The 24414-nt window shown below is 62.5% G+C and carries 26 protein-coding genes; 11 read left to right on the top strand and 15 right to left on the bottom strand.

Annotation, left to right across the window (positions count from 1 at the left end):
• Positions 1-3 precede the first annotated feature (3 nt).
• From trmD to thrC, 8 genes are all read left to right on the top strand, one after another.
• Positions 4-756 (top strand): tRNA (guanosine(37)-N1)-methyltransferase TrmD, encoded by a 753-nt coding sequence (gene trmD, locus E0D86_RS14120; RefSeq protein ID WP_131650669.1) that lies wholly within the window; start codon positions 4-6, stop codon positions 754-756.
• Between the two features lie 45 nt (positions 757-801).
• Positions 802-1152, top strand: a complete 351-nt coding sequence (rplS, locus tag E0D86_RS14115) for a 50S ribosomal protein L19 (protein ID WP_131650668.1) — start codon at positions 802-804, stop codon at positions 1150-1152.
• Between the two features lie 170 nt (positions 1153-1322).
• Entirely contained in the window at positions 1323-1733 is a 411-nt protein-coding gene (locus E0D86_RS14110; protein ID WP_131650667.1) for an acyl-CoA thioesterase, read from the top strand.
• 63 nt (positions 1734-1796) lie between these two features.
• Positions 1797-2693, top strand: a complete 897-nt coding sequence (gene xerD / locus E0D86_RS14105; RefSeq protein ID WP_131650666.1) for a site-specific tyrosine recombinase XerD — start codon at positions 1797-1799, stop codon at positions 2691-2693.
• Between the two features lie 237 nt (positions 2694-2930).
• Positions 2931-3656: a thioredoxin fold domain-containing protein gene (locus E0D86_RS14100; RefSeq protein ID WP_131650665.1), complete on the top strand. Its 726-nt coding sequence runs from the start codon at positions 2931-2933 to the stop codon at positions 3654-3656.
• Between the two features lie 99 nt (positions 3657-3755).
• The gene (locus E0D86_RS14095) at positions 3756-4253 is read left to right on the top strand and encodes a GFA family protein (RefSeq protein WP_131650664.1); all 498 of its coding nucleotides are present in this window, start codon (positions 3756-3758) and stop codon (positions 4251-4253) included.
• A gap of 117 nt (positions 4254-4370) precedes the next feature.
• Positions 4371-5675 carry a homoserine dehydrogenase gene (locus E0D86_RS14090; protein ID WP_131650663.1) on the top strand — a complete coding sequence of 435 codons (1305 nt, stop codon included), beginning with the start codon at positions 4371-4373 and terminating at the stop codon, positions 5673-5675.
• A gap of 88 nt (positions 5676-5763) precedes the next feature.
• On the top strand, positions 5764-7173 hold the full coding sequence (gene thrC / locus E0D86_RS14085; RefSeq protein WP_131650662.1) for a threonine synthase: 1410 nt from the start codon (positions 5764-5766) through the stop codon (positions 7171-7173).
• Between the two features lie 217 nt (positions 7174-7390).
• On the opposite strand, the gene rnt is transcribed toward thrC, so the two are convergent.
• The 7 genes from rnt to E0D86_RS14050 all read right to left on the bottom strand — a co-directional run bounded on the left by rnt (position 7391) and on the right by E0D86_RS14050 (position 14371).
• Positions 7391-8065 carry a ribonuclease T gene (rnt, locus tag E0D86_RS14080; RefSeq protein WP_131650661.1) on the bottom strand — a complete coding sequence of 225 codons (675 nt, stop codon included), beginning with the start codon at positions 8063-8065 and terminating at the stop codon, positions 7391-7393.
• Complete coding sequence (gene pyrC / locus E0D86_RS14075) at positions 8062-9105, bottom strand: dihydroorotase (RefSeq protein WP_131650660.1); 1044 nt, start codon at positions 9103-9105, stop codon at positions 8062-8064. The genes rnt and pyrC overlap by 4 nt, the downstream gene beginning before the upstream one ends.
• Before the next feature lie 117 nt (positions 9106-9222).
• On the bottom strand, positions 9223-9840 hold the full coding sequence (locus E0D86_RS14070) for a membrane integrity-associated transporter subunit PqiC (protein ID WP_131650659.1): 618 nt from the start codon (positions 9838-9840) through the stop codon (positions 9223-9225).
• Positions 9837-11513, bottom strand: a complete 1677-nt coding sequence (locus E0D86_RS14065; protein WP_131650658.1) for an intermembrane transport protein PqiB — start codon at positions 11511-11513, stop codon at positions 9837-9839. Before E0D86_RS14065 ends, E0D86_RS14070 begins: the two co-directional genes overlap by 4 nt.
• Positions 11503-12120, bottom strand: a complete 618-nt coding sequence (locus tag E0D86_RS14060; protein WP_131650657.1) for a paraquat-inducible protein A — start codon at positions 12118-12120, stop codon at positions 11503-11505. Before E0D86_RS14060 ends, E0D86_RS14065 begins: the two co-directional genes overlap by 11 nt.
• Positions 12117-12725, bottom strand: coding sequence for a paraquat-inducible protein A (locus E0D86_RS14055; protein WP_131650948.1), 609 nt, complete (start codon positions 12723-12725; stop codon positions 12117-12119). Before E0D86_RS14055 ends, E0D86_RS14060 begins: the two co-directional genes overlap by 4 nt.
• A gap of 71 nt (positions 12726-12796) precedes the next feature.
• Complete coding sequence (locus E0D86_RS14050; protein WP_131650656.1) at positions 12797-14371, bottom strand: phospholipase D family protein; 1575 nt, start codon at positions 14369-14371, stop codon at positions 12797-12799.
• A gap of 157 nt (positions 14372-14528) precedes the next feature.
• Here E0D86_RS14050 and E0D86_RS14045 point away from each other — a divergent pair, with 157 nt between their 5' ends.
• The 3 genes from E0D86_RS14045 to gloA all read left to right on the top strand — a co-directional run bounded on the left by E0D86_RS14045 (position 14529) and on the right by gloA (position 17227).
• Positions 14529-15422, top strand: coding sequence for an OmpA family protein (locus E0D86_RS14045; RefSeq protein WP_131650655.1), 894 nt, complete (start codon positions 14529-14531; stop codon positions 15420-15422).
• 85 nt (positions 15423-15507) lie between these two features.
• Positions 15508-16725, top strand: a complete 1218-nt coding sequence (locus E0D86_RS14040) for an argininosuccinate synthase (RefSeq protein WP_131650654.1) — start codon at positions 15508-15510, stop codon at positions 16723-16725.
• Positions 16726-16834: 109 nt separating this feature from the next.
• Positions 16835-17227, top strand: coding sequence for a lactoylglutathione lyase (gloA, locus tag E0D86_RS14035; protein ID WP_131650653.1), 393 nt, complete (start codon positions 16835-16837; stop codon positions 17225-17227).
• A 50-nt stretch (positions 17228-17277) separates the two neighbouring features.
• On the opposite strand, the gene E0D86_RS14030 is transcribed toward gloA, so the two are convergent.
• The 8 genes from E0D86_RS14030 to rsxA all read right to left on the bottom strand — a co-directional run bounded on the left by E0D86_RS14030 (position 17278) and on the right by rsxA (position 24230).
• Positions 17278-17457, bottom strand: coding sequence for a PA3496 family putative envelope integrity protein (locus E0D86_RS14030; RefSeq protein ID WP_131650652.1), 180 nt, complete (start codon positions 17455-17457; stop codon positions 17278-17280).
• A gap of 108 nt (positions 17458-17565) precedes the next feature.
• Positions 17566-18204 carry an endonuclease III gene (gene nth, locus E0D86_RS14025; protein WP_131650651.1) on the bottom strand — a complete coding sequence of 213 codons (639 nt, stop codon included), beginning with the start codon at positions 18202-18204 and terminating at the stop codon, positions 17566-17568.
• Positions 18205-18206: 2 nt separating this feature from the next.
• A complete protein-coding gene (locus tag E0D86_RS14020) occupies positions 18207-18920 on the bottom strand; it encodes an electron transport complex subunit E (protein ID WP_131650650.1) in 714 nt (237 codons plus the stop codon).
• Positions 18917-19687, bottom strand: a complete 771-nt coding sequence (gene rsxG / locus E0D86_RS14015) for an electron transport complex subunit RsxG (RefSeq protein WP_131650947.1) — start codon at positions 19685-19687, stop codon at positions 18917-18919. Before rsxG ends, E0D86_RS14020 begins: the two co-directional genes overlap by 4 nt.
• Before the next feature lie 2 nt (positions 19688-19689).
• Positions 19690-20718 (bottom strand): RnfABCDGE type electron transport complex subunit D, encoded by a 1029-nt coding sequence (locus tag E0D86_RS14010; RefSeq protein WP_131650649.1) that lies wholly within the window; start codon positions 20716-20718, stop codon positions 19690-19692.
• A 79-nt stretch (positions 20719-20797) separates the two neighbouring features.
• Entirely contained in the window at positions 20798-23077 is a 2280-nt protein-coding gene (gene rsxC / locus E0D86_RS14005; RefSeq protein ID WP_131650648.1) for an electron transport complex subunit RsxC, read from the bottom strand.
• Positions 23074-23649 (bottom strand): electron transport complex subunit RsxB, encoded by a 576-nt coding sequence (gene rsxB / locus E0D86_RS14000; protein ID WP_131650647.1) that lies wholly within the window; start codon positions 23647-23649, stop codon positions 23074-23076. Before rsxB ends, rsxC begins: the two co-directional genes overlap by 4 nt.
• Complete coding sequence (rsxA, locus tag E0D86_RS13995) at positions 23646-24230, bottom strand: electron transport complex subunit RsxA (RefSeq protein WP_131650646.1); 585 nt, start codon at positions 24228-24230, stop codon at positions 23646-23648. Before rsxA ends, rsxB begins: the two co-directional genes overlap by 4 nt.
• Positions 24231-24414: the final 184 nt, after the last annotated feature.

Below are 24414 nucleotides of genomic sequence, written 5' to 3'. Positions count from 1 at the left end.
GACATGTCCAGCTTTCGTGTTGAAGTGATCAGTCTGTTTCCAGGCATGTTCGCTGCCATCCGTGACTACGGTATTACCAGTCGCGCGGTGAAGCAGGGGTTGCTCCAGCTGCGATGCTGGAACCCGCGTGCCTATACCGAAGATCGCCACCAGACGGTGGATGATCGCCCTTTCGGTGGTGGCCCCGGCATGGTGATGAAGATCAAGCCGCTGGAGCTTGCCTTGGCAGATGCCAGGCAGACCGCCGGCGAGAAGGCGAAGGTGATCTACCTTTCGCCGCAAGGACGTCAGCTGAAACAGACCGATGTCCGTGAACTGGCGAGGGAGGAGGGGCTTATCCTCATCGCCGGGCGCTACGAAGGTATCGACGAGCGTTTTATCGAAACGCATGTCGACGAAGAATGGTCGATTGGCGATTACGTGCTGTCCGGTGGCGAACTGCCGGCCATGGTGCTGATCGATGCGGTGACCCGATTGCTTCCTGGAGCGCTGGGTCATGCTGATTCTGCCGAGGAGGATTCGTTTAGCGACGGCCTGCTCGACTGCCCGCATTACACGCGACCGGAAGTGTATGCGGATAAACGTGTTCCAGAGGTGCTGCTCAGCGGCAATCACGAACACATCCGGCGCTGGCGTTTGCAGCAGTCCCTCGGAAGGACCTGGGAACGCCGTGCCGATCTTCTGGATGGCCGCTCGCTTTCTGGAGAAGAACAGAAGCTGCTGAAGGAATACATCCATCAGCGGGACGATAGTTAACGTATCGATGGCAGGCTACAAGGGCTTGTCTCAGGAGCACACAGCATGACCAACAAGATTATCCAGGCGATCGAAGCCGAGCAGATGACCAAAGAACTGCCTCCGTTCGCCCCCGGCGACACCGTGATCGTTCAGGTCAAGGTAAAGGAAGGCGAGCGTGAGCGTCTGCAGGCCTTCGAAGGCGTCGTGATCGGCAAGCGTAACCGCGGTCTGAACAGTGCCTTCACCGTGCGCAAGATCTCCAACGGTGTGGGTGTGGAGCGTACCTTCCAGACCTACAGCCCGATGGTTGACAGTCTCAGCGTCAAGCGCCGCGGCGATGTTCGCAAGGCCAAGCTGTACTACCTCCGCGCGCTGTCCGGCAAGGCAGCCCGTATCAAGGAAAAGCTGTCCTGAGGACTGCGCTCCTTGTAAGAAAAAAGCAGCCTTCGGGCTGCTTTTTCGTTATTGCGATGTTTTTTGAAGTTTCGTTAAACCCTGATTCCGTTCCCTGCCGGCGTGCCTGGTAGCGTGACAACAAAGACAAGATTCGCAGCACGGTGGCCACACTACTTGCGAGAAGTGGCATGACCCCAAGAGATATTGAAGTTCAGCGTCGTACCGATCTGTCCGTCACGCATGTGACCAAGGCGGTGTTCCCACCGACCACCAATCATCACAACACTTTGTTCGGCGGCACCGCACTGGCCTGGCTGGACGAGGTTTCGTTCATTACTGCGACACGCTTCTGCCGGCTGCCACTGGTTACCGTGTCTTCCGATCGAATCGATTTCAATCACCCGATTCCCGCTGGCTCCATCGTCGAGCTGATTGGTCGCGTGGTTAAAGTGGGCAATACCAGCCTGAAAGTGGACGTCGAGGTGTTCGTCGAGAGCATGTATCACGACGGACGCGAGTTGGCCATCAAGGGCACCTTTAGCTTCGTCGCAGTGGGCGAAGACAACCGGCCGGTGCCGGTATTGCCTGATCACGTCTGACCACGCTGGCTGTTTGCTGGCGCCTTGTGAAACACTGCCGCGTCGAGTCTTTCGGATACTGCCATGCCTGCCTTGGATGCTCCTGTAATTGACCGTTTTCTGGATGCCTTGTGGCTGCAGAAGGGACTGTCGGACAACACGCGGGATGCCTATCGCAGTGACCTGGCGCTGTTCAACGGCTGGCTGGCCGAGCGTGACCTGAAGCTGGAAGATGCCGGGCGCGTGATCATTCTCGATCATCTCGCCTGGCGTCAGGCCAACGCCTACAAGGCGCGCTCCACCGCGCGCTTTCTATCTGGCCTACGTAGCTTTTATCATTTTCTGCTGAGCGAGGGATCGATCAGTGTCGATCCGACCTTGCAGGTCGATCTGCCGCAGCTGGGGCAACCCTTGCCCAAGACGCTGTCTGAGGCGGATGTCGAAGCGTTGTTGGCCGCCCCGGATCTTGGCGACCCTCTCGGCTTGCGTGATCGGGCGATGCTGGAAGTGCTTTATGCCTGCGGGCTGCGGGTGACCGAGCTGATTTCGCTGAGCCTCGACCAGATCAACCTGCGTCAGGGGGTGCTACGGACTCTCGGCAAGGGCAACAAAGAGCGTCTGGTGCCGCTGGGAGAAGAGGCCTTGCACTGGATCGAGCGTTACCTTCGTCAGGCTCGTGGCCTGTTGCTGGGCGACAAGCCAAGCGATGTGGTGTTTCCAAGCCAGCGTGGCACTCAGATGACTCGTCAGACCTTTTGGCACCGGATCAAACTGCATGCCTCGGTGGCAGGTATCAGCGCGGCGATATCTCCGCATACGCTGCGCCATGCGTTCGCCACGCATTTACTCAACCATGGTGCTGACCTGCGCACCGTACAGATGCTGCTGGGTCACAGCGATCTGTCGACCACCCAGATCTATACCCATGTCGCCCGTGCACGCCTGCAGGAGCTGCACGCCCGCCATCATCCGCGAGGCTGATCGGACTCGAGTAAGGGGGCAGTAGCATGCGAACATCGGTCGAATGAAGTCCCTATCTGCTGGCCGAATTGAATGTTTGAGCACAACGTGTATGCCGAGCTTGTTGAGTCAGCGGCCACTATCGAGGTGCGCTGTAGCCCACAAACCCACCATGCAAGACCGTCCCGGCAGTTGCTTGGATGGTGGCTATGATAATCTTCGCGCCCACCCCCTTGATCGATGTCGCCAGGAGTTTCCATGCGCGTGATTCGTCTGTTCGCTGCCGTGGCTTTGGGCCTGGCCAGTTCCTTTTCCATGGCTGCCGATCCGGACAAGGCGATCCGTCAGTCGTTGCAGTCCATCCAGCCCGATATGCCGATCGAGGCCATCGCCGAAAGCCCCATGCCCGGTGTCTACCAAGTGCAGCTCAAGGGCGGTCGCCAACTGTATGCCAGCGCCGATGGGCAGTTCATCATTCAGGGCTATCTGTTTCAGTTCAAGGATGGTCAGGCGCGGAATCTCACCGAACAGGCTCAGAGCCAGTCGGTCGCCGCAGCCATCGATGCGATTCCGCTCAATGAGATGGTGATCTTCGCGCCGGAAAAACCCAAGACCCACATCACGGTGTTCACCGACACCGATTGCGGCTACTGCCAGAAGCTGCATAGCGAAGTGCCGGAACTGAACCGTCTGGGAGTGGAAGTTCGATACATGGCGTTTCCGCGCCAGGGAATGGGTAGCCACGGCGCCAATACGCTGACCAGCGTCTGGTGCGCCAAGGACCCGCAAGAGGCGATGAACAAGGCCAAGGCCCGTCAGGAGCTTTCCGCAGCCACCTGTGACAATCCGATCGCCGAGCAGTACGAGCTGGGCCAGCTCATAGGTGTGCAGGGCACGCCGGCCATCGTGCTCGCCGATGGGCAGATCATTCCCGGCTACCAGCCAGCGCCCCAGTTGGCTGAAATCGCTCTCAAGGCCAAGTGATCGCACGAGGCGGCGTCTTCCTGGCGACGTCCGTCGGCCCAAACTGAACTGTCTCGCTCCCAGCGCTCAAAGTCTGCAATACCGACGGAGGGCGCGATCATGAAGCTTGAAGGTTCCTGTCACTGCAAAGCCGTGCGTTTCTCGCTGGAGTCGGCTACGCCTTACCCATTCATGCGCTGCTACTGCTCCATCTGTCGCAAGACGGCAGGTGGTGGCGGCTATGCGATCAACCTGGGCGGCGATCACCGTACGCTGAACGTCGAAGGGCGCGAGCACCTGAGCGTCTATCGGGCGCGCATGGCCGATCCGCAGTCCGGTGCAGTTCGTGTCAGCGACGGTGAGCGTCATTTCTGCAAGCACTGCGGCAGCGCGCTCTGGTTGTGGGATCCCAACTGGCCGGAGCTGGTGCACCCCCATGCATCGGCTATCGACACCGATCTTCCCACGCCCCCCGAGCATACTCACCTGATGCTTGACTCGAAGGCGAGCTGGGTCGAGCCGCAGGTGTTCGATACCGACAGGTGTTTCGCCGACTATCCAGACGAGTCGCTGGCTCAGTGGCATGAGCGCCTGGGCTTGGATGGGGCAAAGGACTAGCGCTTCGCCAACCCGCCGCTCGCGCAGCGATTTGACTAAAACCCCGCCGATTCGTAATGTGCGACTCTTTTGTTCGGCTGGTGCATCCGGCCGTTCGCTGGGAATGGGGAGTGCAGCTTGAAACCGGTGAAAGTTGGCATCTGTGGGCTGGGAACCGTCGGTGGCGGAACCTTCAATGTGCTCAAGCGCAACGCCGAGGAGATTGCCCGCCGTGCCGGGCGTGGAATCGAGGTTGCGCAGATCGCAACCCGGCAGCTCAACCCCAAGTGCGACACCGGCTCCATTTCCATTACCGACGATGTTTTCGCCGTCGCCAACAATCCTGAAATCGACATCGTCGTCGAGCTGATCGGCGGCTACACCCTGGCGCTCGAGCTGGTGCTCAAGGCCATCGAGAACGGCAAGCACGTGGTCACGGCCAACAAGGCGCTGATCGCCGTGCATGGCAACGAGATCTTCGCCCGTGCCCGCGAGCAGGGCGTCATTGTCGCCTTTGAGGCTTCAGTTGCGGGCGGCATTCCGGTAATCAAGGCGATCCGCGAAGGTCTGGCGGCCAACCGTATCAACTGGCTGGCCGGTATCATCAATGGCACCGGCAACTTCATTCTCACCGAGATGCGCGAGAAGGGCCGGGCCTTCGAGGATGTGCTCAAGGAAGCGCAGGCGCTGGGTTACGCTGAGGCCGACCCGACCTTCGACGTAGAAGGCATCGATGCCGCGCACAAGCTGACCATCCTCGCCTCCATCGCCTTCGGCATCCCACTGCAGTTCGACAAGGCTTATACCGAGGGCATTTCGCGTCTGACTACAGCCGACGTGAATTACGCTGAGGCGCTGGGCTATCGCATCAAGCACCTGGGCGTCGCGCGCCGGACCGACGCGGGTATCGAACTGCGCGTACATCCGACACTGATCCCCGCTGATCGCCTCATCGCCAACGTCAATGGCGTGATGAATGCGGTGATGGTCAATGGTGATGCGGTGGGCTCGACGCTTTATTACGGTGCAGGCGCCGGCATGGAGCCAACCGCCTCGGCAGTGGTTGCCGACCTGGTGGACGTGGCGCGAGCGCTGACCACCGACCCGAACAACCGTGTGCCGCACCTGGCGTTCCAGCCCGATTCCCTGTCGGCTCATCCGATCCTGCCGGTCACCGCCTGCGAGAGCGCCTACTATCTGCGCATCCAGGCCAAGGATCATCCAGGCGTGCTGGCCCAGGTCGCGACCATCCTGTCCGAGCGCGGCATCAATATCGAATCGATCATGCAGAAGGAAGCGGAAGTCCATGACGGGCTAGTGCCGGTCATTCTAGTGACCCATCGTGTGGTCGAGCAGCGCATCGATGAAGCCATATCGGCACTCGAGACGCTTGATGATGTGGTCGACAAGGTCGTGCGGATTCGTGTGGAACAGCTGAATTAACCAGAGCTGGAAGCTGGAAGCCGGAAGTCAGAGCGAATCGCCGGGCTTCAAGCTTCAGGCTTCAAGCTCAAATCGAAGGTTTGACGATATGCGCTACATCAGTACCCGTGGTCAGGCTCCGGCCCTGAATTTCGAAGACGTGCTGCTGGCTGGGCTGGCCAGCGACGGCGGCCTCTATGTGCCGGAAAACCTGCCGCGCTTTACTGTCGAGGAAATCGCTTCCTGGGCCGGCCTGCCATATCACGAGCTGGCATTCAAGGTGATGCGCCCGTTCGTGGCTGACAGCATTCCTGACGCCGACTTCAAGCAGATTCTCGAAGAAACCTATGGCGTATTCGCCCATAGTGCCGTGGCACCGCTGCGCCAGCTGGATGGCAACGAATGGGTGATGGAGCTGTTCCACGGCCCGACCCTGGCCTTCAAGGATTTCGCCCTGCAACTGCTCGGTCGCCTGCTCGACTACGTCCTGGCCAAGCGCGGCGAGCGCGTGGTGATCATCGGCGCCACCTCGGGTGACACCGGCTCGGCGGCCATCGAAGGTTGCCGCCGTTGCGATAACGTCGACATCTTCATCCTGCATCCGCACAACCGCGTTTCGGAAGTGCAGCGTCGGCAGATGACCACCATCTTCGGCGACAACATCCACAACATCGCCATCGAAGGCAACTTCGACGACTGCCAGGAGATGGTCAAGGACAGCTTCGCCGACCAGGGCTTTCTCAAGGGCACCCGTCTGGTGGCGGTGAACTCGATCAACTGGGCGCGGATCATGGCCCAGATCGTCTACTACTTCCATGCAGCCTTGCAGCTGGGCGGTCCGGCGCGCTCGGTGGCGTTCTCGGTGCCGACCGGCAACTTCGGCGACATCTTCGCCGGCTACCTGGCGCGCAACATGGGCCTGCCGATCAGCCAACTGGTGGTGGCCACCAACCGCAACGACATCCTGCACCGTTTCATGAGCGGCAACCGCTACGACAAGGACACCTTGCATCCCTCGTTGTCGCCGTCCATGGACATCATGGTCTCATCCAACTTCGAGCGATTGCTGTTCGACCTGCACGGCCGCAATGGCGCTTCCGTGGCCGAGCTGATGAGCGCCTTCAAGGCCAGCGGCAAGCTGTCGGTCGAGGAAGCGCGCTGGACCGAAGCACGCAAGCTGTTCGATTCCCTGGCCGTGGACGACGAGCAGACCTGCAAGACCATTGCCGAAGTGTTTGCCAAAACGGGCGAATTGCTCGACCCCCACACTGCAATTGGCGTCTACGCCGCCCGTGAATGCCGTCGCAGCCTGTCGACGCCGATGGTGACCTTGGGCACTGCACATCCGGTGAAATTCCCCGAGGCGGTGGAGAAGGCCAGTGTCGGCAAGGCGCTGGAATTGCCGGCGCACCTGGCCGATCTGTTCGAGCGTCCTGAGCGTTGCACCGTGCTGGCGAACGATCTCAAGGCCATGCAGGCTTTCGTGAGCGAACACGGCAATCGCGGCAAGCCGCTGTAAGCGGACCCCGATGCAAAAGGCCAGTCACGTGACTGGCCTTTTCGTTTGTAAGGGTAGGGTGGGCTTTAGCCCACCAAGGCGGGATAGCAACCGTGTCGACCGCGGGGTTTGGTGGGCTGAAGCCCACCCTACGGGCTGGAGGCGGGAAAGCTGGGTGAAAGGGCCGCTCCGAGTCGCTTTTTCGTCCAGCCTCACGCCTCCAGCGCTCTTGTCGGCTTCACTCGTCGAACTCTTCCCAGCCACCCATTTCCTTCCAGCGATTGACGATGCCGCAGAACAGCTCGGCGGTCTTTTCGGTGTCGTAGCGGGCCGAGTGAGCCTCTCGACCGTCGAAGTCGATGCCCGCGGCCTGGCAGGCCTTGGCCAGGACGGTCTGGCCGTAGGCGAGGCCGGCAAGCGTCGCCGTGTCGAAGCTGGAGAAGGGGTGGAAGGGGTTGCGCTTGATGTCGCAACGGGCGATCGCCGCGTTGAGGAAACCCAGGTCGAAGCTGCTGTTGTGGCCCACCAGGATGGCGCGTTTGCAGCCGGCCGATTTCACCGCCTTGCGGACGCTGCGCAGGATCTCGCCCATCGCGTGGGATTCGGCGACGGCCATGCGCAGGGGGTGATCTAGCTTGATTCCTGTGAACTCGAGCGCGGCGGCTTCGATATTGGCGCCAGCGAAGGGCTCGACCCGGAAGAACATGGTTTCCTGCGGATAGAGCAGGCCCTGTTCATCCATGCCGATGGTCACCGCAGCGATTTCCAGCAGGGCGTCGGTGGCGCAGTTGAAGCCGCCGCATTCGACGTCGACCACCACCGGCAAGAAACCGCGGAAACGCTGCGCCATGGGCGAGCGCGGTTTGCCCGAGAGGTTGTTCTCCAATTCGTCGTCGAACGAATCCTCGCTCATGCGCTTGCCTCCAGACGCCATTGCAGAGTTTCGCCCGCGCGCAGGGGCACGACGTTGTGCTCCCCGAAGGGCAGGTGGCCAGGCACGTTCCAAGGTTCGCGCACCAGCGTGATCTGCTCGGTGTTGCGTGGCAGACCGTAGAAATCGGCGCCGAAATGGCTGGCGAAGGCTTCCAGGCGATCCAGTGCGCTGCGCTGCTCGAATGCCTCGGCATAGAGCTCGATCGCCGCATAGGCGGTGTAACAGCCGGCACAGCCGCAGGCGTTTTCCTTGGCATGCTGGGCGTGAGGTGCCGAGTCCGTGCCGAGGAAGAATTTCGGGCTGCCGCTGGTTGCGGCGTCGAGCAGGGCTTCCTGATGGACGTTGCGCTTGAGGATCGGCAGGCAGAAGAAGTGCGGACGAATCCCGCCCACCAGCATGTGGTTGCGGTTGTAGAGCAGGTGATGTGCGGTGATCGTGGCGCCTACGTTGCTGCCGGCGGCCTCGACGAATTGCACCGCATCGCGCGTGGTGATGTGCTCGAACACCACCTTCAGCGTCGGGAAGCGCTCGGTGATCCGACTCAGCTGCTCTTCGATGAAGTATTTCTCGCGATCGAAGATGTCGATTTCCGAGCGAGTTACCTCGCCATGGACCAGCAGCGGCAGGCCGACCTCGGCCATGGCTTCCAGCACTGGAAAGATATTGTCGATGCGGGTCACACCGGACGCCGAGTTCGTCGTCGCGCCAGCCGGGTAGAGCTTGGCGGCATACACATAGCCGCTGGCCTTGGCTGCGCGCACGTCGTCAGGCTGCGTGCCGTCGGTCAGGTAGAGCACCATCAGCGGCTCGAAGGCGCTGCCCTTCGGACGGGCGGCTATGATTCGCTGGCGATAGCTATCGGCTTCGGCGGCGTTGCGCACCGGCGGCACGAGGTTCGGCATGATGATCGCGCGAGCGAACTGGCGCGCGGCGTCCGCCACGGTGTGCGACAGCGCTGCGCCGTCGCGCAGATGGATGTGCCAGTCGTCGGGACGAAGAAGGGTGATACGGTCGGACATGCAGATTTCCAGGCGGATCGAACGTGCGCGAATGCTACCGGAAAATCCTCTGGCCCGCTTCCGACCGGAAGACTATTAGCTCGATTGGATGGAGCGGGCCTCGGGCGGTACCGGCAGCTATGGCTGCGGGCAGCCGCTGTCGGGATTCGCTGCCCATTGGCGTGCCGTTCGGGCGATGGTAGCCGCCAGCCCGGCGATGGCACGCTGGTGGGCCAGTACCAGGCTGTCCACCTCGCTGCCGGCCTGTTCATGGATCACGCTGGCGCAGGTCAGTGCCCGGCTCTGCCGGCCGCGCTCGCTCATTTCCAGGCTCCACATTACGTCCAGGGCAGCATGCCGGCCGGGCAGCGAATCGAAGCGACGAACGTCGGTGCGCAGGCTCAACACTGGAACGTTCGTCCGGCCAGGCAGACCTGCCAGGTCACGCACGCCGAGGCGCTGTTCCAGTTCGATCGCCAGCGCATCGTGAAATTCGTCTGCAGGGGGCGAGGCCCAAAGCGCGGTTTCCAGGATCGCCAGGCGGCCATCGCTTTCGCGCACCACCAGGCTCGGCTGGTCCGTCTGTACCGGAATGCGCACCGGTAGCACCTGCAACTGGAATCCGGCCGCTTCGGCTGGCGCTTCGGTCATGTGCGGCTGGGCGGCGATGAGTGTGTGATAGCGCGTCGGGGTCGAGCTGCAGGCGCTCAGGACGAACGCGCCGGCGAGCATGAGCAGAGAGGGGCGCAGGTTCATGGCTGGTGCTCCGAATTCAGTTCTCGCGAGGTGGCTTGGCCTTTGTAGTTCGCCGGTGTTTCGTCGCCGCTGCGGCCGCGGATCAGCGATTCGGGGTGACGGCTGATGTAGTCCGACAGTGTCCGCACGGAGCGCACGGCGCGCTGGACTTCATCGAGGGTATCGCCTAGTTGTTGGCGCTGTGGCGAGTCTTCAGCAAGCGCCTGGTTGGCGTTCTGCAGGGTCTGTTCCGATCGCTCCAGGGTGCGCTGCAGTTGCGGCAGGACATCGCCGTTGACCTGCTTCAACGTTTGGCGCAGCTCGTCGAGACTGCCATTCAGGTTGTCGGCCAGCGATTCGATGGGCAGCTTGCTGAGCTTGTCGACCATGGCCTGCAGTTGCTCCTGCAGTTTGTCGAAGCTGCCGGCGATGGTCGGGATGACCATGGGCCGGGCATGCTGATCGAAGGCGACCTTGGGCGCGCGCGGGTCGAAATCCAGTGAGATGTACAACTGGCCGGTGAGCAGATTGCCGGTGCGTGCCTGCGCCCGCAGGCCGCGGTCGACGAACATTTGCATGAGGCGGGCGGTGTGTTCTTCAGTATCGCCGCCCAGGGTCTGGGACAGTTTGTCATGCGCGGCGCCCAGCCGACTGGGGTAGATCACCGCGCCGACCACCGCAGGGAAGCTTTTGTTCTTTTCGTCATAGTCGAGTTTGACTGAAACCACGCGGCCGATGGGCACGCCGAGAAACTCCACCGGCGCATCGACGTTCAGCCCGCGCAGCGTCTGGTCGAAGCGCATCTGCACATAGCGCGGCGGGCCGTCGGCGGGCGCCATCGCCTGGCGCACGTCGGCAAACAGCGTGAACTCGCTGTCCGGCGCGGCCGGGCTGGCGTCGGGGCTGTAGTTAGGGGCGCGGAAGGCGATGCCTCCGGCGAGTATGGTAGAGAGCGATTCGGCGTTAACCCGCAGGCCATCTGCAGCGACGGAAACATCTACGCCACTGGCGTTCCAGAAGCGCGTGTCGTCGGTGACGAAGCGATCGTAAGGGGCGTTGACGAATACTTGAACCTGGACGCCCTTGCCATCGTCGGCCAGCCCGAACGAGATCACCTGGCCGACCTGAAGGCGGCGGAAGTACAGCGGCGAGCCGACACCGAGCGAACCGAGATTATCGCTGCGCAGGGTGAACTGCTTGCCTTCGGCGCCGAAGGTCACCGGTGGCGGTGCTTCCAAGCCGAGGAATTCGCGACGGGTTTCCTCTGCGCGCCCGGCATCGGCCCCAATGAAGGCGCCGGACAGCAGGGTGTCGACGCCGGATACACCACTGGCGCCGATGCGCGGCCGCACCACCCAGAATTTGGTGTCTTCACGAGTGAAGGGCTCGGCGTGCTGATCCAGTTCGACCGTGGCGATGACACGGGTGTGATCCTCGCTGAGGTTGATGGCGGTGACCTGGCCGATGACCACGTTCTTGTACTTGACCTGCGTCTTGTTGGCTTCGAGCCCTTCGGCGGTCTCGAAGCTCACGGTGATTTGCGGCCCGGCAGAAAGCCAGTTCTGCATGACCATGGAAAAGCCCACCAGCGCGGCGGCGATGGGCACCAGCCAGACCAGCGAGACGCGGACCGGCCGATGCCTGATCTCGGGCGTGCCGGCAGGTGATTCGGTGTGGTGGGGGTTATCTGACATCGTCTTTCTCTGCATCCCAGATCAATCGCGGATCGAAGCTCATCGAGGCCATCATCGTCAGCACCACGACCAGGCCGAAGAACAAAATACCCAGGCGCGGCTCGATGGTGCTCAGCGCGCGGAATTGCACCAGTGCCGCGACCAGCGCGACCACCAGCACATCGAGCATCGACCAGTAGCCGATGATTTCGATGAAACGGTACAGCCGCGCGCGTTCGCGCATGGCCCAGCGGCTGCGCCGCTGGGCGCTGATCAGCAGCATGCCGAGCACGAAGAACTTCATGCAGGGCACGCCGACGCTGGCAATGAAGATCAGCAGCGCGATGTCCCAGGAGCCGTCTTTCCAGAACTCGATCACGCCGCTGAGAATGGTGTTTTCGCTGCCGTTGCCAAACATATCGGTGTACATCACCGGCAGCGTGTTGGCTGGTACATAGAGGACCAGCGCGGCGACCAGCAGCGCCCAGGTGCGCGGAATGCTGTTCGGTTTGCGTCGATGCAGTGGCGCGTCGCAGCGTGGGCAGTCGCCATCTTCCGCGCGGCATGCCAGGCCGCAGTCGTGGCACAGCTGCACGCCCAACTCCGAGGCGTAGGGAGGTTGTGTCATCGTATCGGCACCTGCAGGTCGTCCCACAGGCCGCGCACGTCGCGGCCGGCTATCAGCAGGATAAGGATGGTCAGAATGGCCATGGCCCAGAGGCCGATACCGGGATGCACGTCGAGCATGCCGCCGAGCTTGATGATGGCGACGAGAATCCCCAGCAGGCACACCTCCAGCATGCTCCAGGGCCGCAGATGTTCCAGCGCCCGCATGCAGGTTCGGAAGCCCGGTGCGATCTGGCCGCTACGTGCATGTACCAGCACCCAGGCCAGCAGGATGATCTGCAGGCCCGGCGCGAAGATGATGCTCAGGCCCGCGACCAGCGCGATGGGCGTGATCTGCCCTTGGGCTAGCGCTTCGACGGTCCCCCATAGGGTTGCTTCGTTGCTGAGTCCTTGCATGCCTATCTGCATGATGGGAAAGGCGTTGGCGAACAGGAACAGGATCGCGGCAGCCAGCGTGAGCGCCAGCAGTTGATCGGCGTTCAGATGTCGGGCTTTTTCCAGTAGCGCGCCGCAGCGCTGGCAATGGGCTGTCTGCCGGCGTGCCAGGGTAGGGCGCTGGTACACCGAATCGCAGTGTTCGCAAATGATCAGCGACGTCCCGACCAGCGCGCTCGGGCTTGGCGCCGAGACGCGTTCGGGGGCCTCGGCTGTCTGGCGGGGTGATGCGCTGTTCGGCTTCAAAGCATCCACTCGATGGGAAGAATCGACAGAAACGATACGCCAGCTCTTTTCCAGACGCTCGTTTCCGGCTCGCTATCATGGCGCAACTGCTGACCATCGCGTTGCTCCAGCCAATAAAGTTCGGCTGATTCGCTTAGCCTGACTTCATAAGAGCTGGCAGGGATGGTTTTGTCGAATGCCTGTTCGATGGCCAGCGCCATGCTCGGGCTTTCGATCACGAAGCCCAGCTCGGTGTTGAGGTTGGCCGAGCGTGGATCGAAATTGAACGAGCCCACGAATACCCTCGTCTGATCCACGGCAAAAGTCTTGGCATGCAAGCTGGAGGCGGAGCTGCCGAATGGGCCGCGGCCTTCGATGTGGTCGTTTTTCGGCGATGTGCGGCGCATCTCGTAGAGCCGAATGCCCGCTTCGAGCAGATCCTTGCGGCGCTTGGCATAACCGGCATGCACGGCCGCAACATCCGTGGCCGCCAACGAGTTGGTGAGCACGCGAATTTGCACGCCGCGATCGGCCATCTGTACGAAGGCCTCGGTACCGGCGGCGGTTGGTACGAAATAGGGCGAGACCAGTTCGATGTGCCCTTGCGGCTCGCCGAGGATTTCGCCGAGCTGGTGGGTCAGCAGCCCATCGGGTTCGCCCTGGCCGAGGCCTTTGGCCGGGTCGTCGCTGACCATCCGGGTAGCGGCCCACTCGAATGCCAGATCACCGCGTAGCATGTGCGCAATGAACGCCGAATCGCGGATCGCCCGGACATACTCGGTAGCGGCAGAGGCACTGGCCATGCTGGCGGCTGCATCGGCGAAGTGCTGTAACTGTTGCGCGCCTGCTTCGGGCAGGATCAGGTCGACCGGGTACGAGGAGTCGCTGGCCCAGTAGCGGTCGAAGTCGCTGGAGACGTCAGCGACCACCGAACCAATGGCCAGCACATCCAGATCAGCGAATAGAACGCCATCGGTCGCCCCGAAGTACTCGTCGCCGACGTTGCGCCCGCCAATGATGGTGGCCTGGTTATCAGCGGTGAACGACTTGTTGTGCATGCGGCGGTTGGCTCGCATGAAATCGGTCAGGTAACCGATCGCCTTGGGCGTGCGAATCACGAAGGGATTGAACAGCCGGATTTCGATATTGGGATGACTATCGAGCGCCGCTAGCTCGGCATCGAGCCCGGCAGTGCCGTTGTCATCGAGCAGCAGGCGGACCCGCACCCCTCGCTCCGCGGCGGCACGCAGCTCATCGAACAACAGGGTTCCGGTGATGTCGCCGCGCCAGATGTAGTACTGCACGTCCAATGTCTTTTCAGCGCTTCTGGCCAGTAACGCCCGGGCGGCGAAGGCGTCGTGCGGGTCAATCAGCGCATGAATGCCGGTCTTGCCCGGATGGGCCTGCCCGCGCGGCGATATCGCGCGGCCGAGCGCCGTATCTGCACTTTCGCTCTGGTTCAGCGCGGACGAGGCGATGCGACCGTCGAGATCAGGCAAGGTGCATCCGCCCAGGAAGCCGCTGAGCAGCACGAGCGCAAAAGCCCAGCTGATGGGGGAGCTCCTGGCGCAGATTTTCGGGCGGACGATCATTCGGCTTACTCATGTTGGTTCGGAGGTGAATGCTAACGGATGCGTGTTGCGCCGTGCGATACCACGATTTGGCCCAGCCACGTCGCCGGCCCCGGCGCCTCAAGTTTCCCCGACCCGGTCCGATACCCATGAGACTGCTTTGCCCCTGGAGTCCATCGTGCGACTGCGCCTTCTTATCCTGGCTTGCCTGTTGGCCTCGCCGGCCAATGCCCTTACTTTCCAGACCCGTCTGGAGAGGGTGGAGTGGCAGGTCGAGGGCGATCAGTTCGAATGCCGGCTGGTACAGCCGATTGCCGGTTTCGGCACCGGTGAGTTCGTCCGCCGGGCAGGCGAGCAGGCTGTTTTCCGTCTGCAGTCGCCGGATCGCTGGTTGGGCAACGGCTCGGCGACGTTGTTGGCGGCAGCGGCACCCTGGCATCCCGCACGCAGCGATATCAACCTGGGAATGGTGTCGGTGGGCGGCGGCGAGATTCCGTTCAACAGCTCGCACCTGCAAGCTGGGCAGCTGCTCAGTGGCCTGCTGGAAGGGCGTAGCCCGGTGGTGCGCCATCACACGCGTCATGGTGGTGAAGCGCTCGAGGTGCGTCTGTTGCCGGCGCGTTTCGGCAAGGCGTATGAAGACTACCGCGCTTGTACGGCCAAGTTGCTGCCGGTCAACTTCGATCAGATTCGTCAGTCGCAGGTCGGTTTCCCCACCAGCGATGTGGCGCTGGATGACGTGGGGCGTGCCAAGCTCGACATCATTCTGCAATTTCTCAAGGCCGACCCGAGCGTCAATCGCATCCAGCTTGATGGTCATTCGGACAACAGCGGCAATCGGCTCACCAACCGCGACCTTTCCCGTCGCCGTGCGCTGGCTGTCGAGGAGTATCTGATCGCCAATGGCGTGCCGAAAGAGCAGATCACGGTGCGTTTCCATGGCGAGCGCTACCCCCTGGTGGCCAACAACGGACCGGCCAATCGTGCGAAGAACCGCCGGGTGGCCTTGCGCCTCGAGCGTGCGCCGGTCACCACGACCGCAGCGGCCGAGCAGGCTACTCCGTCGTCCTGAGCCGCAGCGACGCTCGCGCCCCTATAAAACCCGCGTCGCGACCAGTAGAATTGCCGCTTTCCTTCAATCCCGGGAGTGGATGGCAATGGCCGACGTAAAGAAGGTAGTCCTGGCGTATTCCGGTGGCCTGGACACCTCGGTGATTCTCAAGTGGCTGCAAGATACCTATAACTGCGAAGTAGTGACCTTCACCGCCGATCTTGGCCAGGGCGAGGAGGTCGAACCGGCTCGCGCCAAGGCCAAGGCCATGGGCGTCGAGGAAGTCTACATTGATGACCTGCGCGAAGAGTTCGTCCGCGATTTCGTCTTCCCGATGTTCCGCGCCAACACCGTTTACGAAGGCGAGTACCTGCTGGGTACTTCCATCGCCCGTCCGCTGATCGCCAAGCGCCTGATCGAGATCGCCAACGAGACCGGTGCCGACGCCATTTCCCACGGCGCCACCGGCAAGGGCAACGACCAGGTGCGTTTCGAGCTGGGCGCCTATGCGCTGAAGCCGGGCGTGAAGGTCATCGCGCCGTGGCGCGAGTGGGATCTGCTGTCGCGCGAGAAGCTGATGGACTACGCCGAGAAGCATGCCATCCCGATCGAGCGCCACGGCAAGAACAAGTCGCCGTACTCCATGGATGCCAACCTGCTGCACATCTCCTATGAAGGCGGCGTGCTGGAAGACACCTGGACCGAGCACGAAGAAGACATGTGGCGCTGGACCAAGTCGCCGGAAGCCGCGCCGGATACACCGACCTACATCGAGCTGACCTACCGCAACGGTGACATCGTCGCCATCGACGGCAAGGAGCTGAGCCCGGCTACCGTACTGGCCGAGCTGAACTGTATTGGCGGCGAGAACGGCATCGGTCGCCTGGACATCGTGGAAAACCGCTACGTAGGCATGAAGTCCCGCGGCTGCTACGAAACTCCCGGCGGCACCATCATGCTCAAGGCCCACCGCGCCATCGAGTCCATCACCCTGGACCGCGAAGTCGCTCACCTGAAAGACGAGCTGATGCCCAAGTACGCCAGCCTGATCTACAACGGCTACTGGTGGAGCCCGGAGCGTCTGATGCTGCAGCAGATGATCGATGCTTCCCAGGCCACGGTGAACGGCGTGGTACGCCTGAAGTTGTACAAGGGCAACGTGATCGTCGCCGGTCGCAAGTCCGACGAGTCGCTGTTTGACGCCAATATCGCCACTTTCGAGGACGATGCTGGCGCGTACGACCAGGCCGACGCCGCGGGCTTCATCAAGCTCAACGCACTGCGTCTGCGCATCGCCGCCGGCAAGGGTCGTTCGCCGCTCTGAGACCTTGTAGGTGCGGGGCTGCTCGCGCCTACAGAAACACCGCAACCCCGGCCACGAGCCGGGGTTTGCGTTTAGATCGTGAACAGGTTGTTAGACGAGGAGAAACCTGATGAGACTACTCCACACCATGCTGCGCGTCGGCGATATGGACAGATCCATCGCCTTCTACACTGAAGTGCTGGGCATGACCCTGCTGCGCCGCAAGGATTACCCCGACGGCAAGTTCACCCTGGCGTTCGTTGGTTACGGTGATGAGGCACACAACAGCGTGCTGGAGCTGACCCACAACTGGGGCGTCGAGAGCTATGAGCTGGGCACCGGCTACGGGCACATCGCCCTGGAAGTGGAAGACGTCTACAAGGCGTGCGAAGACATTCGCAGCCGTGGCGGCAAGATCACTCGAGAACCGGGGCCGATGCTGCATGGCAGCAGCATCCTGGCATTCGTCGAGGATCCGGATGGCTACAAGGTCGAGCTGTTGTCGCCGACCCGCGGGGACTGACTCTTACGATCTGACCGAACGAAGAAAGCCCCGAAGTCGGGGCTTTTTGCTTACAGATCGAAGTCGAACTCGTTGAGTTGCTTCTGCAGGCGGCGTTCCTCGAGCAGATTGTCGATGATCCGGCGCTTGGTCAGGTTGGTCTTGGCCACTTCCACCGGGGCCTCAGCGGTATCGTCTTCGTCTTCACCGGCGAAGTCGTCTTCAATCTGGATATCTTCTTTCTCGGACACTTGTTCACTCCACGGCTAAGGCGCGTTGTTGGCGCACCTTATAGCGACAAAAAACAAGGCAGTAAAAAAGATTTTTTCAATCGCCCGATAGGTTTTGCACTTGCTCGCTCAATCGTCGGAAGTCTTGTGCTTGTATTCGCACAGGTCTTCGATTCGGCAGCTGCCACACTGCGGTTTGCGCGCCTTGCAGACGTAGCGCCCATGCAGGATCAGCCAGTGGTGGGCGTCGAGCAGGTAGTCCTTGGGCACGAACTTTATCAGCTTGCGTTCGACCTCCAGCACGTTGTTGCCAGGTGCGATGTTGGTGCGGTTGGATACGCGGAAGATATGGGTATCGACGGCCATGGTGAACTGCCTGAATGCCGTGTTGAGCACCACGTTGGCGGTCTTACGACCGACGCCGGGCAGGGCTTCGAGGTCTTCTCGATTATCCGGGACCTGGCTGCCGTGCTTCTCCATCAGAATGCGGCAGGTCTCGATGACGTTCTTCGCCTTGCCCCGGTACAGGCCGATGGTCTTGATGAACTCCGACAGCCCCTCGACGCCCAGCGCGTAGATCGCCTCCGGTGTGTTGGCGACCGAGTAGAGCTTGGCCGTGGCCTTGTTGACGCCGACGTCGGTGGCCTGCGCCGAGAGGATCACCGCGATCAGTAATTCGAACGGCGTGCTGTAGGCCAGCTCGGTCTTGGGCTCGGGGTTGTCCTCGTGGAAGCGACGAAAGATCTCCCGGCGTTTTTCGGCGTTCATGGTTACTCGATCACTCCGGTTACCCGCACCCGGCGGCTCTGCACTTGTACTTCCGGCTGCTGCGCCTTGGCCCGTTCGGCCAATTGGAAATCGATGCGGTTCTTCAGGGCAATCAGCAGACCGAGCACGATGAACGCGCCCGGTGGCAGGATCGCCAGCAGGAAGCCCTTGTAGTCGCTGATCACGGTGATCTGCCAGTCGGCGGCGATGGGGCCGAACAGCAGGTGCATGTTGGCGAACAGCGCACCGGTGCCGAACAGTTCGCGCAGGCCGCCCAGCACCAGCAGCACCAGAGCGAACCCCAGTCCCATGACCAGGCCGTCGAAGCTAGCGATCAGCGGATTGTGCTTGGCGGCGAAGCCGTCGGCGCGACCGAGGATCACGCAGTTGGTGGTAATCAGCGGGATGAAAATGCCGAGGATCTGGTACAGCTCGTAGGTGTATGCCTGCATCAGCAGTTCGATACAGGTGGTCAGCGCCGCGATGATCATCACGAAGGCCGGCAGGCGGACCGCCGTGTTGACCACACCGCGCACCAGCGACACGCCGAGGTTGGAGCAGGCCAGCACCAGCGCTGTGGCAAGGCCAAGGCCAAGGGCGTTGACCGCTGAGTTGCTGACCCCGAGCAGCGGGCAGAGGCCCAGCAGCTGCACCAGCGCCGGGTTGTTCTTCCACAGACCGTTGATGCTCAATTCGCGATAGCTGGGCGTGCTCATGGCGTGTCACCTGTCTGCTCGGGCTGTGGATCAGTGATCTGCATGTCATCACGGGTTGCAGCGCCGCCAGCGCGGGTATGACTGGTCGTTTCGTCGGGCTCGCTCAACTCCGGCAGCGCCTGCCCGGGCTCAACCGGGTGGGTACTGGCGCCGAGCAGTTCATCCTTGTGCGCATCGAAATACTGCAGAGCGCGGTGCACGGCGCCGACCACGGCACGCGGCGTGATGGTGGCGCCGGCGAACTGGTCGAACTCGCCCCGATCCTTCTTCACGGCCCAGCCGGATGACGCGGGGTCGGTCAGTGAGCGATTCTCGAAGCTGCGTATCCACTGACTCTTGGCCAGCTCGATCTTGTCGCCCAGGCCGGGCGTTTCGCGATGCCGGACTACTCGCACACCAGCGACGCGGCCATCGGCGAGTACGCCGACCAACAGGTGGATCGCGCCGCTGTAGCCATCCGGCGCGATGGCCTGCAGGATCACTGCGGCGGGTTCACCGTTCTTGCGGGCGATATAGGCCGCAAGCGGTTGTCGGGAACCGAGCAGCGGATGCTGGATATCGACACTGCTGTCGAGCAACTGGTTGTCGTAGCTGCCACGAGGCAGAATTTCGTTCAGCGCTCGAAGTTGCGCCGCACGCTCGGAAGCCTGGATGCGTTCGGCGGTGAACTGTTGCAGCAACGTCACCGCGCCCACGGTGACGACCGCGAACAGCCCCAGCACCAGAGCGTTCTTGAACATCGAGCGGCTGAGTTCGGGAAGGATCATTGTCATTCGCCCAGCTTGAAGCCGCGCTCGGCCTTGCGGTGGCCGTAGGTGCGCGGGCGGGTGTAGTAGTCGATGGTCGGCGCCGCCAGGTTCATCAGCAGCACGGCGAAGGCGACGCCGTCCGGATAGCCGCCCCAGGCGCGAATCACATAGACGAGGATGCCGACGCCGGCGCCGAACATCAGCCTTCCCAGGTTGCTGGTAGCGCCGCTTACCGGGTCGGTAACGATGAAAAAGGCGCCGAGCATGGTGGCGCCGCTGAGCAGGTGAAACAGCGGCGAGCCGTGGCTGTCGGAGCCCGAACCGTTCCAGAACACCAGGCTCATCACCGCCAGCGCCGCGAGCATGCCCACTGGTGCGTGCCAGCTGAACAGCCGCTTGTGCAGCAGGAACAGCCCCCCAGCGAGGAACGCCAGGTTAACCACCTCCGAGCCGATGCCGCCGAAGTGCCCGAACGCCGGGTTGGCCCAGAGCTCCTCGACGGTCAGGCTTCTGTTCAGCTTCATCACGTCCAATGCTGTGGCCTGGCTCCAGCCATCGGGCAGTGCGGCGATGCCGAGGATATGCTGCAAGCCGGCGCCCAGGCCGACGCTGTGGGGTACGGGCCAGGTGGTCATTTCCACCGGGAAAGAGATCAGCACCACCACGTAGCCGATCATCGCCGGGTTGAACGGGTTCTGCCCCAGTCCGCCATAGAGTTGCTTGCCGAAGACGATGGCGCTGCCGGTGGCGATCAGCGTCAGCCACCAGGGCGAGTAGGGCGGCAGCGCCAGTGCCAGCAGCACGGCGGTAACCAGGGCGCTGCCATCGCGCAGAAAGAACTGCACAGGACGTTGCCGAACCTTGAGCAACAGCGCTTCGAAACCCAGCGCGACGGCGCTGGCCCAGCACAGGTTGATCAGCGTGCCGGCGCCATAAAGCCAGGTGAGGACGATCACGCCGGGCAGGGTGGCAGCCAGTACCAGCAGCATGACCCGCTGGGTGCGGTTGCTGCCGGTGGCGTGCGGTGAAGTGATGCGTGGCAGGGCCATTGGCTCTCCGGTCGAATAGGTGCAGGGTGCGGTTTCACGAATGGCCGCTCCCGGATAGTTGCGCCTGGAGCGCCGCTACTTATGAGTCGGTGTATTCCTGCAATTTGCGTTCGGCCTCGTTCAGACGCTGGCGCGCGGCCTCGACACGGGTGGCGTCGCTGTCGGAGTCGCGCTCCAGCTTGCGCAGGTCGGCGCGGGCGAAGGCTACTTCGGTTTTCAGCGCGCGGGCCTGCTCGTCTATCGGGCGCTTTTCGGTACGAACCAGCTCCGGTGCGGGCTTGGAGGATTTTTCTTCGGCCGCATGCAGGGCCTGTTCGGCGCTGGCCAAGCCATCGCGCAGCTTGCTGAGCTCAGCTTCGTCGGCACCGGCTTTCTCGGCCTTCTTCAGTTCGGCGCGCTTCATCGCCAGTTCGATCTTGGCTTTCTTCAATACCTCGTCGCCGGCCGGTTTGCTCGGGGCGGTGGGTGCGCCTTGCTGCGCGCCGGCCAGTGCTTGTTCGGCTTCGGTCAGTTGGGCTTGCAGGCGGGTCAGTTCGGCCTGCTGCTCGTCATCGCGGGTTTCGAGTTTTTCCAGCTTGCGTACTTGGGCCCGCAGCATGGCGGCTTCGATCTTGGCCTTCTTGGCCGCTTCGTCGTTGGCCGGGGCGGGTGTGGCTTGCGCAGGCGGAGCGGCGGCATTGGCAGCGTCCAGCGCCTGTTGAGCGCTGCTGGCGGCGATGCGCAGTTCGGCGACCTGTGCTTCCAGCTCGGGCGTGGCATGGGCGGCGAGCTGCTTTTCGGCTTTCTTCAAGGCGACCTGGGCCATGCTGGCTTCGATCTTGAGCTTCTTCTGTTCTTCGGACAGGCCAACCTTCTGCGCCTGGACTCGGGTAACCGGGTCGTCCTGGCTGGCGGTTTGCGCCTGGGCTTCCTTGGCACGCGCGGCGCGTTCGGCGCGGGCCTTGCGATCGGCTTCCTTCTGCTCTTCTGCGCGGCGCAGACGTTCCTGGCGCAGTTCGAAACGTTGTTTGGAGTGCTCGGCTTTCTGTTGTTTCTGTTCCAGCGCGCGGATCTCACCTTTGGCGGCGCGGTAGTACTGCACCAGCGGAATGCTCGAGGGGCAGACGTAGGCGCAGGCGCCGCATTCGATGCAGTCGAACAGGTTGTAGGCCTTGAGCTGCTCGTGCTCCTGGCCCAGGGCGAAGAAATGCAGTTGTTGCGGCAGCAGGCTGGCCGGGCAGACCTCAGCACATTCGCCGCAGCGGATGCAGGGCAGGGCCGGCGGCGGTGGCGGCAGCTCGGCCAGGGTGCTGGCCAGCAGGCAGTTGGTGGTCTTGATCAGCGGCACGTCCATCGACGGCAGGGTAAAGCCCATCATCGGGCCGCCCATGATCAGGCGGTTGAGCTTGCCGCTGTCGAGGCCGGTGAAGTCCAGCAGTTCGGCCACTGGCGTGCCGATCAGCGCCTCGATGTTCATCGGCCGGACGAGCGCTTCGCCGGTCAGGGTGGTAATGCGCGAGATCAGCGGCTTGCCTAGCAGTACGGCATCGTGGACGGCGACGCAGGTGCCGACGTTCTGGCAGAGCATGCCGATATCAGCCGGCAGGCCGCCACTGGGCACTTCCTCGCCGGTGAGGATCTGGATCAGCTGCTTCTCGCCACCGGAGGGATACTTGGTGGGAAAGACCTTAACCACATAGGGTCGATTGGCGACGGCAGCGCGCACGGCGGCAATCGCCTCGGGTTTGTTGTCTTCTATGCCGATCAGCACTTCCTGCGGCTGGATCAGGTATTCGAGGATCTCGATGCCCGCGATCAGTTCGGCGGCCTTCTCGCGCATCAGCAGGTCATCGGCGGTAATGTAGGGCTCGCATTCGGTGCCGTTGATGACCAGCGTGCGAATCGTCTGCGTGGGCGGTGCGGTCAGCTTCACCGCGGTGGGGAAGCCGGCGCCGCCAAGGCCATTGATACCTGCCTGGCGGATGATGTCCAGCAGCTCGGCAGGGGGCAGCTGGCGATAATCGGTATGCGGCTGCAGCTCGATCCACTGGTCGCGGCCATCGCTGTCGATGACGATGGCCGTGGCGGTCATCCCCGAGACGTGCGGGTAGGGCTGCGGGCCGATGAAGCTGACGGTGCCCGAGGTGGGGGCATGCACCGGCGCGCTGACGAAGCCGCTGGCCTCGGCAATCTTCTGGCCTTTGAGCACCTGCTCGCCGAGCGCCACGCAGGGCTCGGCCGGGGCGCCCAGGTGCTGGGCGAGCGGTACGATCAGCCGCGCAGGCAGTGGCATCCGCTGGATCGGCGCGCGGTTGGACAGATCCTTGCACTCCGGTGGATGGATGCCGCCATGAATGTCCCAGACGTTCAGCGAGGTCATGCGGCCTGCTCCCGGTCACTGGCGATCAACTGGCCTGGTGCCAGCGGCTGGTCCCACTTCCAGCTCTGCAGGTTACTGCCCAGTTCGATCATGTCGATGCAGTCCACTGGGCAGGGCTCGACGCAGAGGTCGCAGCCGGTGCATTCAGAGACGATCACGGTGTGCATCTGCTTGGCGGCGCCGACGATGGCATCCACCGGACAGGCCTGGATGCACTTGGTGCAGCCGATGCACTCGGCCTCGCGGATGTAGGCGACGCGTGGCGGTACTTCGCCTTCCATGGCATCCAGCGGCTCCGGCTCGACATCCAGCAGGTCGGCCAGCGCCTGGATGGTGGACTCGCCGCCTGGCGGACACTTGTTGATTTTGTCACCGCCAGCGATGGCTTCGGCGTAGGGCTTGCAGCCCGGATAGCCGCACTGGCCGCACTGGGTCTGCGGCAGCAGGGCGTTGATCTGCTCGGCGATCGGGTCGCCTTCGACGCGGAAGCGCACCGCCGCAAACCCCAGGATCGCACCGCACACCAGGCACAGTGCCAATAACGCCAGCACGGCGATCAGAACCAGGCTCATAGCTTGATCAACCCGGTGAAGCCCATGAACGCCAGCGACATCAGGCCGGCGGTGACCATGCCGATGGCCGCGCCCTGGAACGACTTGGGAACGTCGGCGATGGCGATGCGCTCACGCATGGCGGCGAACAGCACCAGCACTAGGGAAAAGCCCAGGCCGGCGGCAAAGCCATTGGCGGTCGCGGTGATGAAGGTGAATTCGGACTTGTTGGCATTGAGCAGGGCGACACCGAGCACGATGCAGTTGGTGGTGATCAGCGGCAGAAAGATGCCCAGCACGCGGTATAGAAGAGGACTGGTCTTGTTCACCACCATTTCGGTGAACTGCACCACCACGGCGATCACCAGGATGAAGCTGATGGTGCGCAGGAACTCCAGGTCCAAAGGCTTGAGTACGTACTGCTGCACCAGATAGCTGCACATCGCGGCCAATGTCAGCACGAAGGTAGTGGCCAACGACAGGCCGATGGCGGTTTCGATCTTTTTCGAGACGCCCATGAACGGGCACAGGCCGAGAAACTGTACCAGCACGAAATTGTTGACCAGGATGGCGCTAACCATGATCAGGGCGAGTTCGGTCATGCGGGTTCCTGTGGTGCTCTGCACGAGCCCGAGCTAAAAGGCCGCTATTATCGGGAAGCGATGGCGGCCATACAAGGCCGCGACTGCCCGGACCCCGCTCGAACCGGGGCCATGACATATATGGAAATGCGCCAGCTGTCAGGTCACTCGTCAGCCGTTCCTCTGCTGTGGTCTGATGTGACAT

Source organism: Pseudomonas sp. IC_126 (assembly GCF_004331835.1).
GTDB lineage: Bacteria > Pseudomonadota > Gammaproteobacteria > Pseudomonadales > Pseudomonadaceae > Stutzerimonas.
The sequence above is the reverse complement of the archived record's forward strand: the minus strand, read 5'-3'. Positions and strand labels throughout refer to the sequence as shown.

Excerpts from the sequence above, each read along its gene's own strand:
- trmD (WP_131650669.1), top strand. The coding sequence starts at position 4 with ATGTCCAGCTTTCGTGTTGAAGTGATCAGTCTGTTTCCAGGCATGTTC.
- rplS (WP_131650668.1), top strand. The coding sequence starts at position 802 with ATGACCAACAAGATTATCCAGGCGATCGAAGCCGAGCAGATGACCAAA.
- E0D86_RS14110 (WP_131650667.1), top strand. The coding sequence starts at position 1,323 with ATGACCCCAAGAGATATTGAAGTTCAGCGTCGTACCGATCTGTCCGTC.
- xerD (WP_131650666.1), top strand. The coding sequence starts at position 1,797 with ATGCCTGCCTTGGATGCTCCTGTAATTGACCGTTTTCTGGATGCCTTG.
- E0D86_RS14100 (WP_131650665.1), top strand. The coding sequence starts at position 2,931 with ATGCGCGTGATTCGTCTGTTCGCTGCCGTGGCTTTGGGCCTGGCCAGT.
- E0D86_RS14095 (WP_131650664.1), top strand. The coding sequence starts at position 3,756 with ATGAAGCTTGAAGGTTCCTGTCACTGCAAAGCCGTGCGTTTCTCGCTG.
- thrC (WP_131650662.1), top strand. The coding sequence starts at position 5,764 with ATGCGCTACATCAGTACCCGTGGTCAGGCTCCGGCCCTGAATTTCGAA.
- rnt (WP_131650661.1), bottom strand. The coding sequence starts at position 8,065 with ATGAGCGAGGATTCGTTCGACGACGAATTGGAGAACAACCTCTCGGGC.
- pyrC (WP_131650660.1), bottom strand. The coding sequence starts at position 9,105 with ATGTCCGACCGTATCACCCTTCTTCGTCCCGACGACTGGCACATCCAT.
- E0D86_RS14070 (WP_131650659.1), bottom strand. The coding sequence starts at position 9,840 with ATGAACCTGCGCCCCTCTCTGCTCATGCTCGCCGGCGCGTTCGTCCTG.
- E0D86_RS14065 (WP_131650658.1), bottom strand. The coding sequence starts at position 11,513 with ATGTCAGATAACCCCCACCACACCGAATCACCTGCCGGCACGCCCGAG.
- E0D86_RS14060 (WP_131650657.1), bottom strand. The coding sequence starts at position 12,120 with ATGACACAACCTCCCTACGCCTCGGAGTTGGGCGTGCAGCTGTGCCAC.
- E0D86_RS14050 (WP_131650656.1), bottom strand. The coding sequence starts at position 14,371 with ATGATCGTCCGCCCGAAAATCTGCGCCAGGAGCTCCCCCATCAGCTGG.
- E0D86_RS14040 (WP_131650654.1), top strand. The coding sequence starts at position 15,508 with ATGGCCGACGTAAAGAAGGTAGTCCTGGCGTATTCCGGTGGCCTGGAC.
- gloA (WP_131650653.1), top strand. The coding sequence starts at position 16,835 with ATGAGACTACTCCACACCATGCTGCGCGTCGGCGATATGGACAGATCC.
- nth (WP_131650651.1), bottom strand. The coding sequence starts at position 18,204 with ATGAACGCCGAAAAACGCCGGGAGATCTTTCGTCGCTTCCACGAGGAC.
- E0D86_RS14020 (WP_131650650.1), bottom strand. The coding sequence starts at position 18,920 with ATGAGCACGCCCAGCTATCGCGAATTGAGCATCAACGGTCTGTGGAAG.
- rsxG (WP_131650947.1), bottom strand. The coding sequence starts at position 19,687 with ATGATCCTTCCCGAACTCAGCCGCTCGATGTTCAAGAACGCTCTGGTG.
- E0D86_RS14010 (WP_131650649.1), bottom strand. The coding sequence starts at position 20,718 with ATGGCCCTGCCACGCATCACTTCACCGCACGCCACCGGCAGCAACCGC.
- rsxC (WP_131650648.1), bottom strand. The coding sequence starts at position 23,077 with ATGACCTCGCTGAACGTCTGGGACATTCATGGCGGCATCCATCCACCG.
- rsxB (WP_131650647.1), bottom strand. The coding sequence starts at position 23,649 with ATGAGCCTGGTTCTGATCGCCGTGCTGGCGTTATTGGCACTGTGCCTG.
- rsxA (WP_131650646.1), bottom strand. The coding sequence starts at position 24,230 with ATGACCGAACTCGCCCTGATCATGGTTAGCGCCATCCTGGTCAACAAT.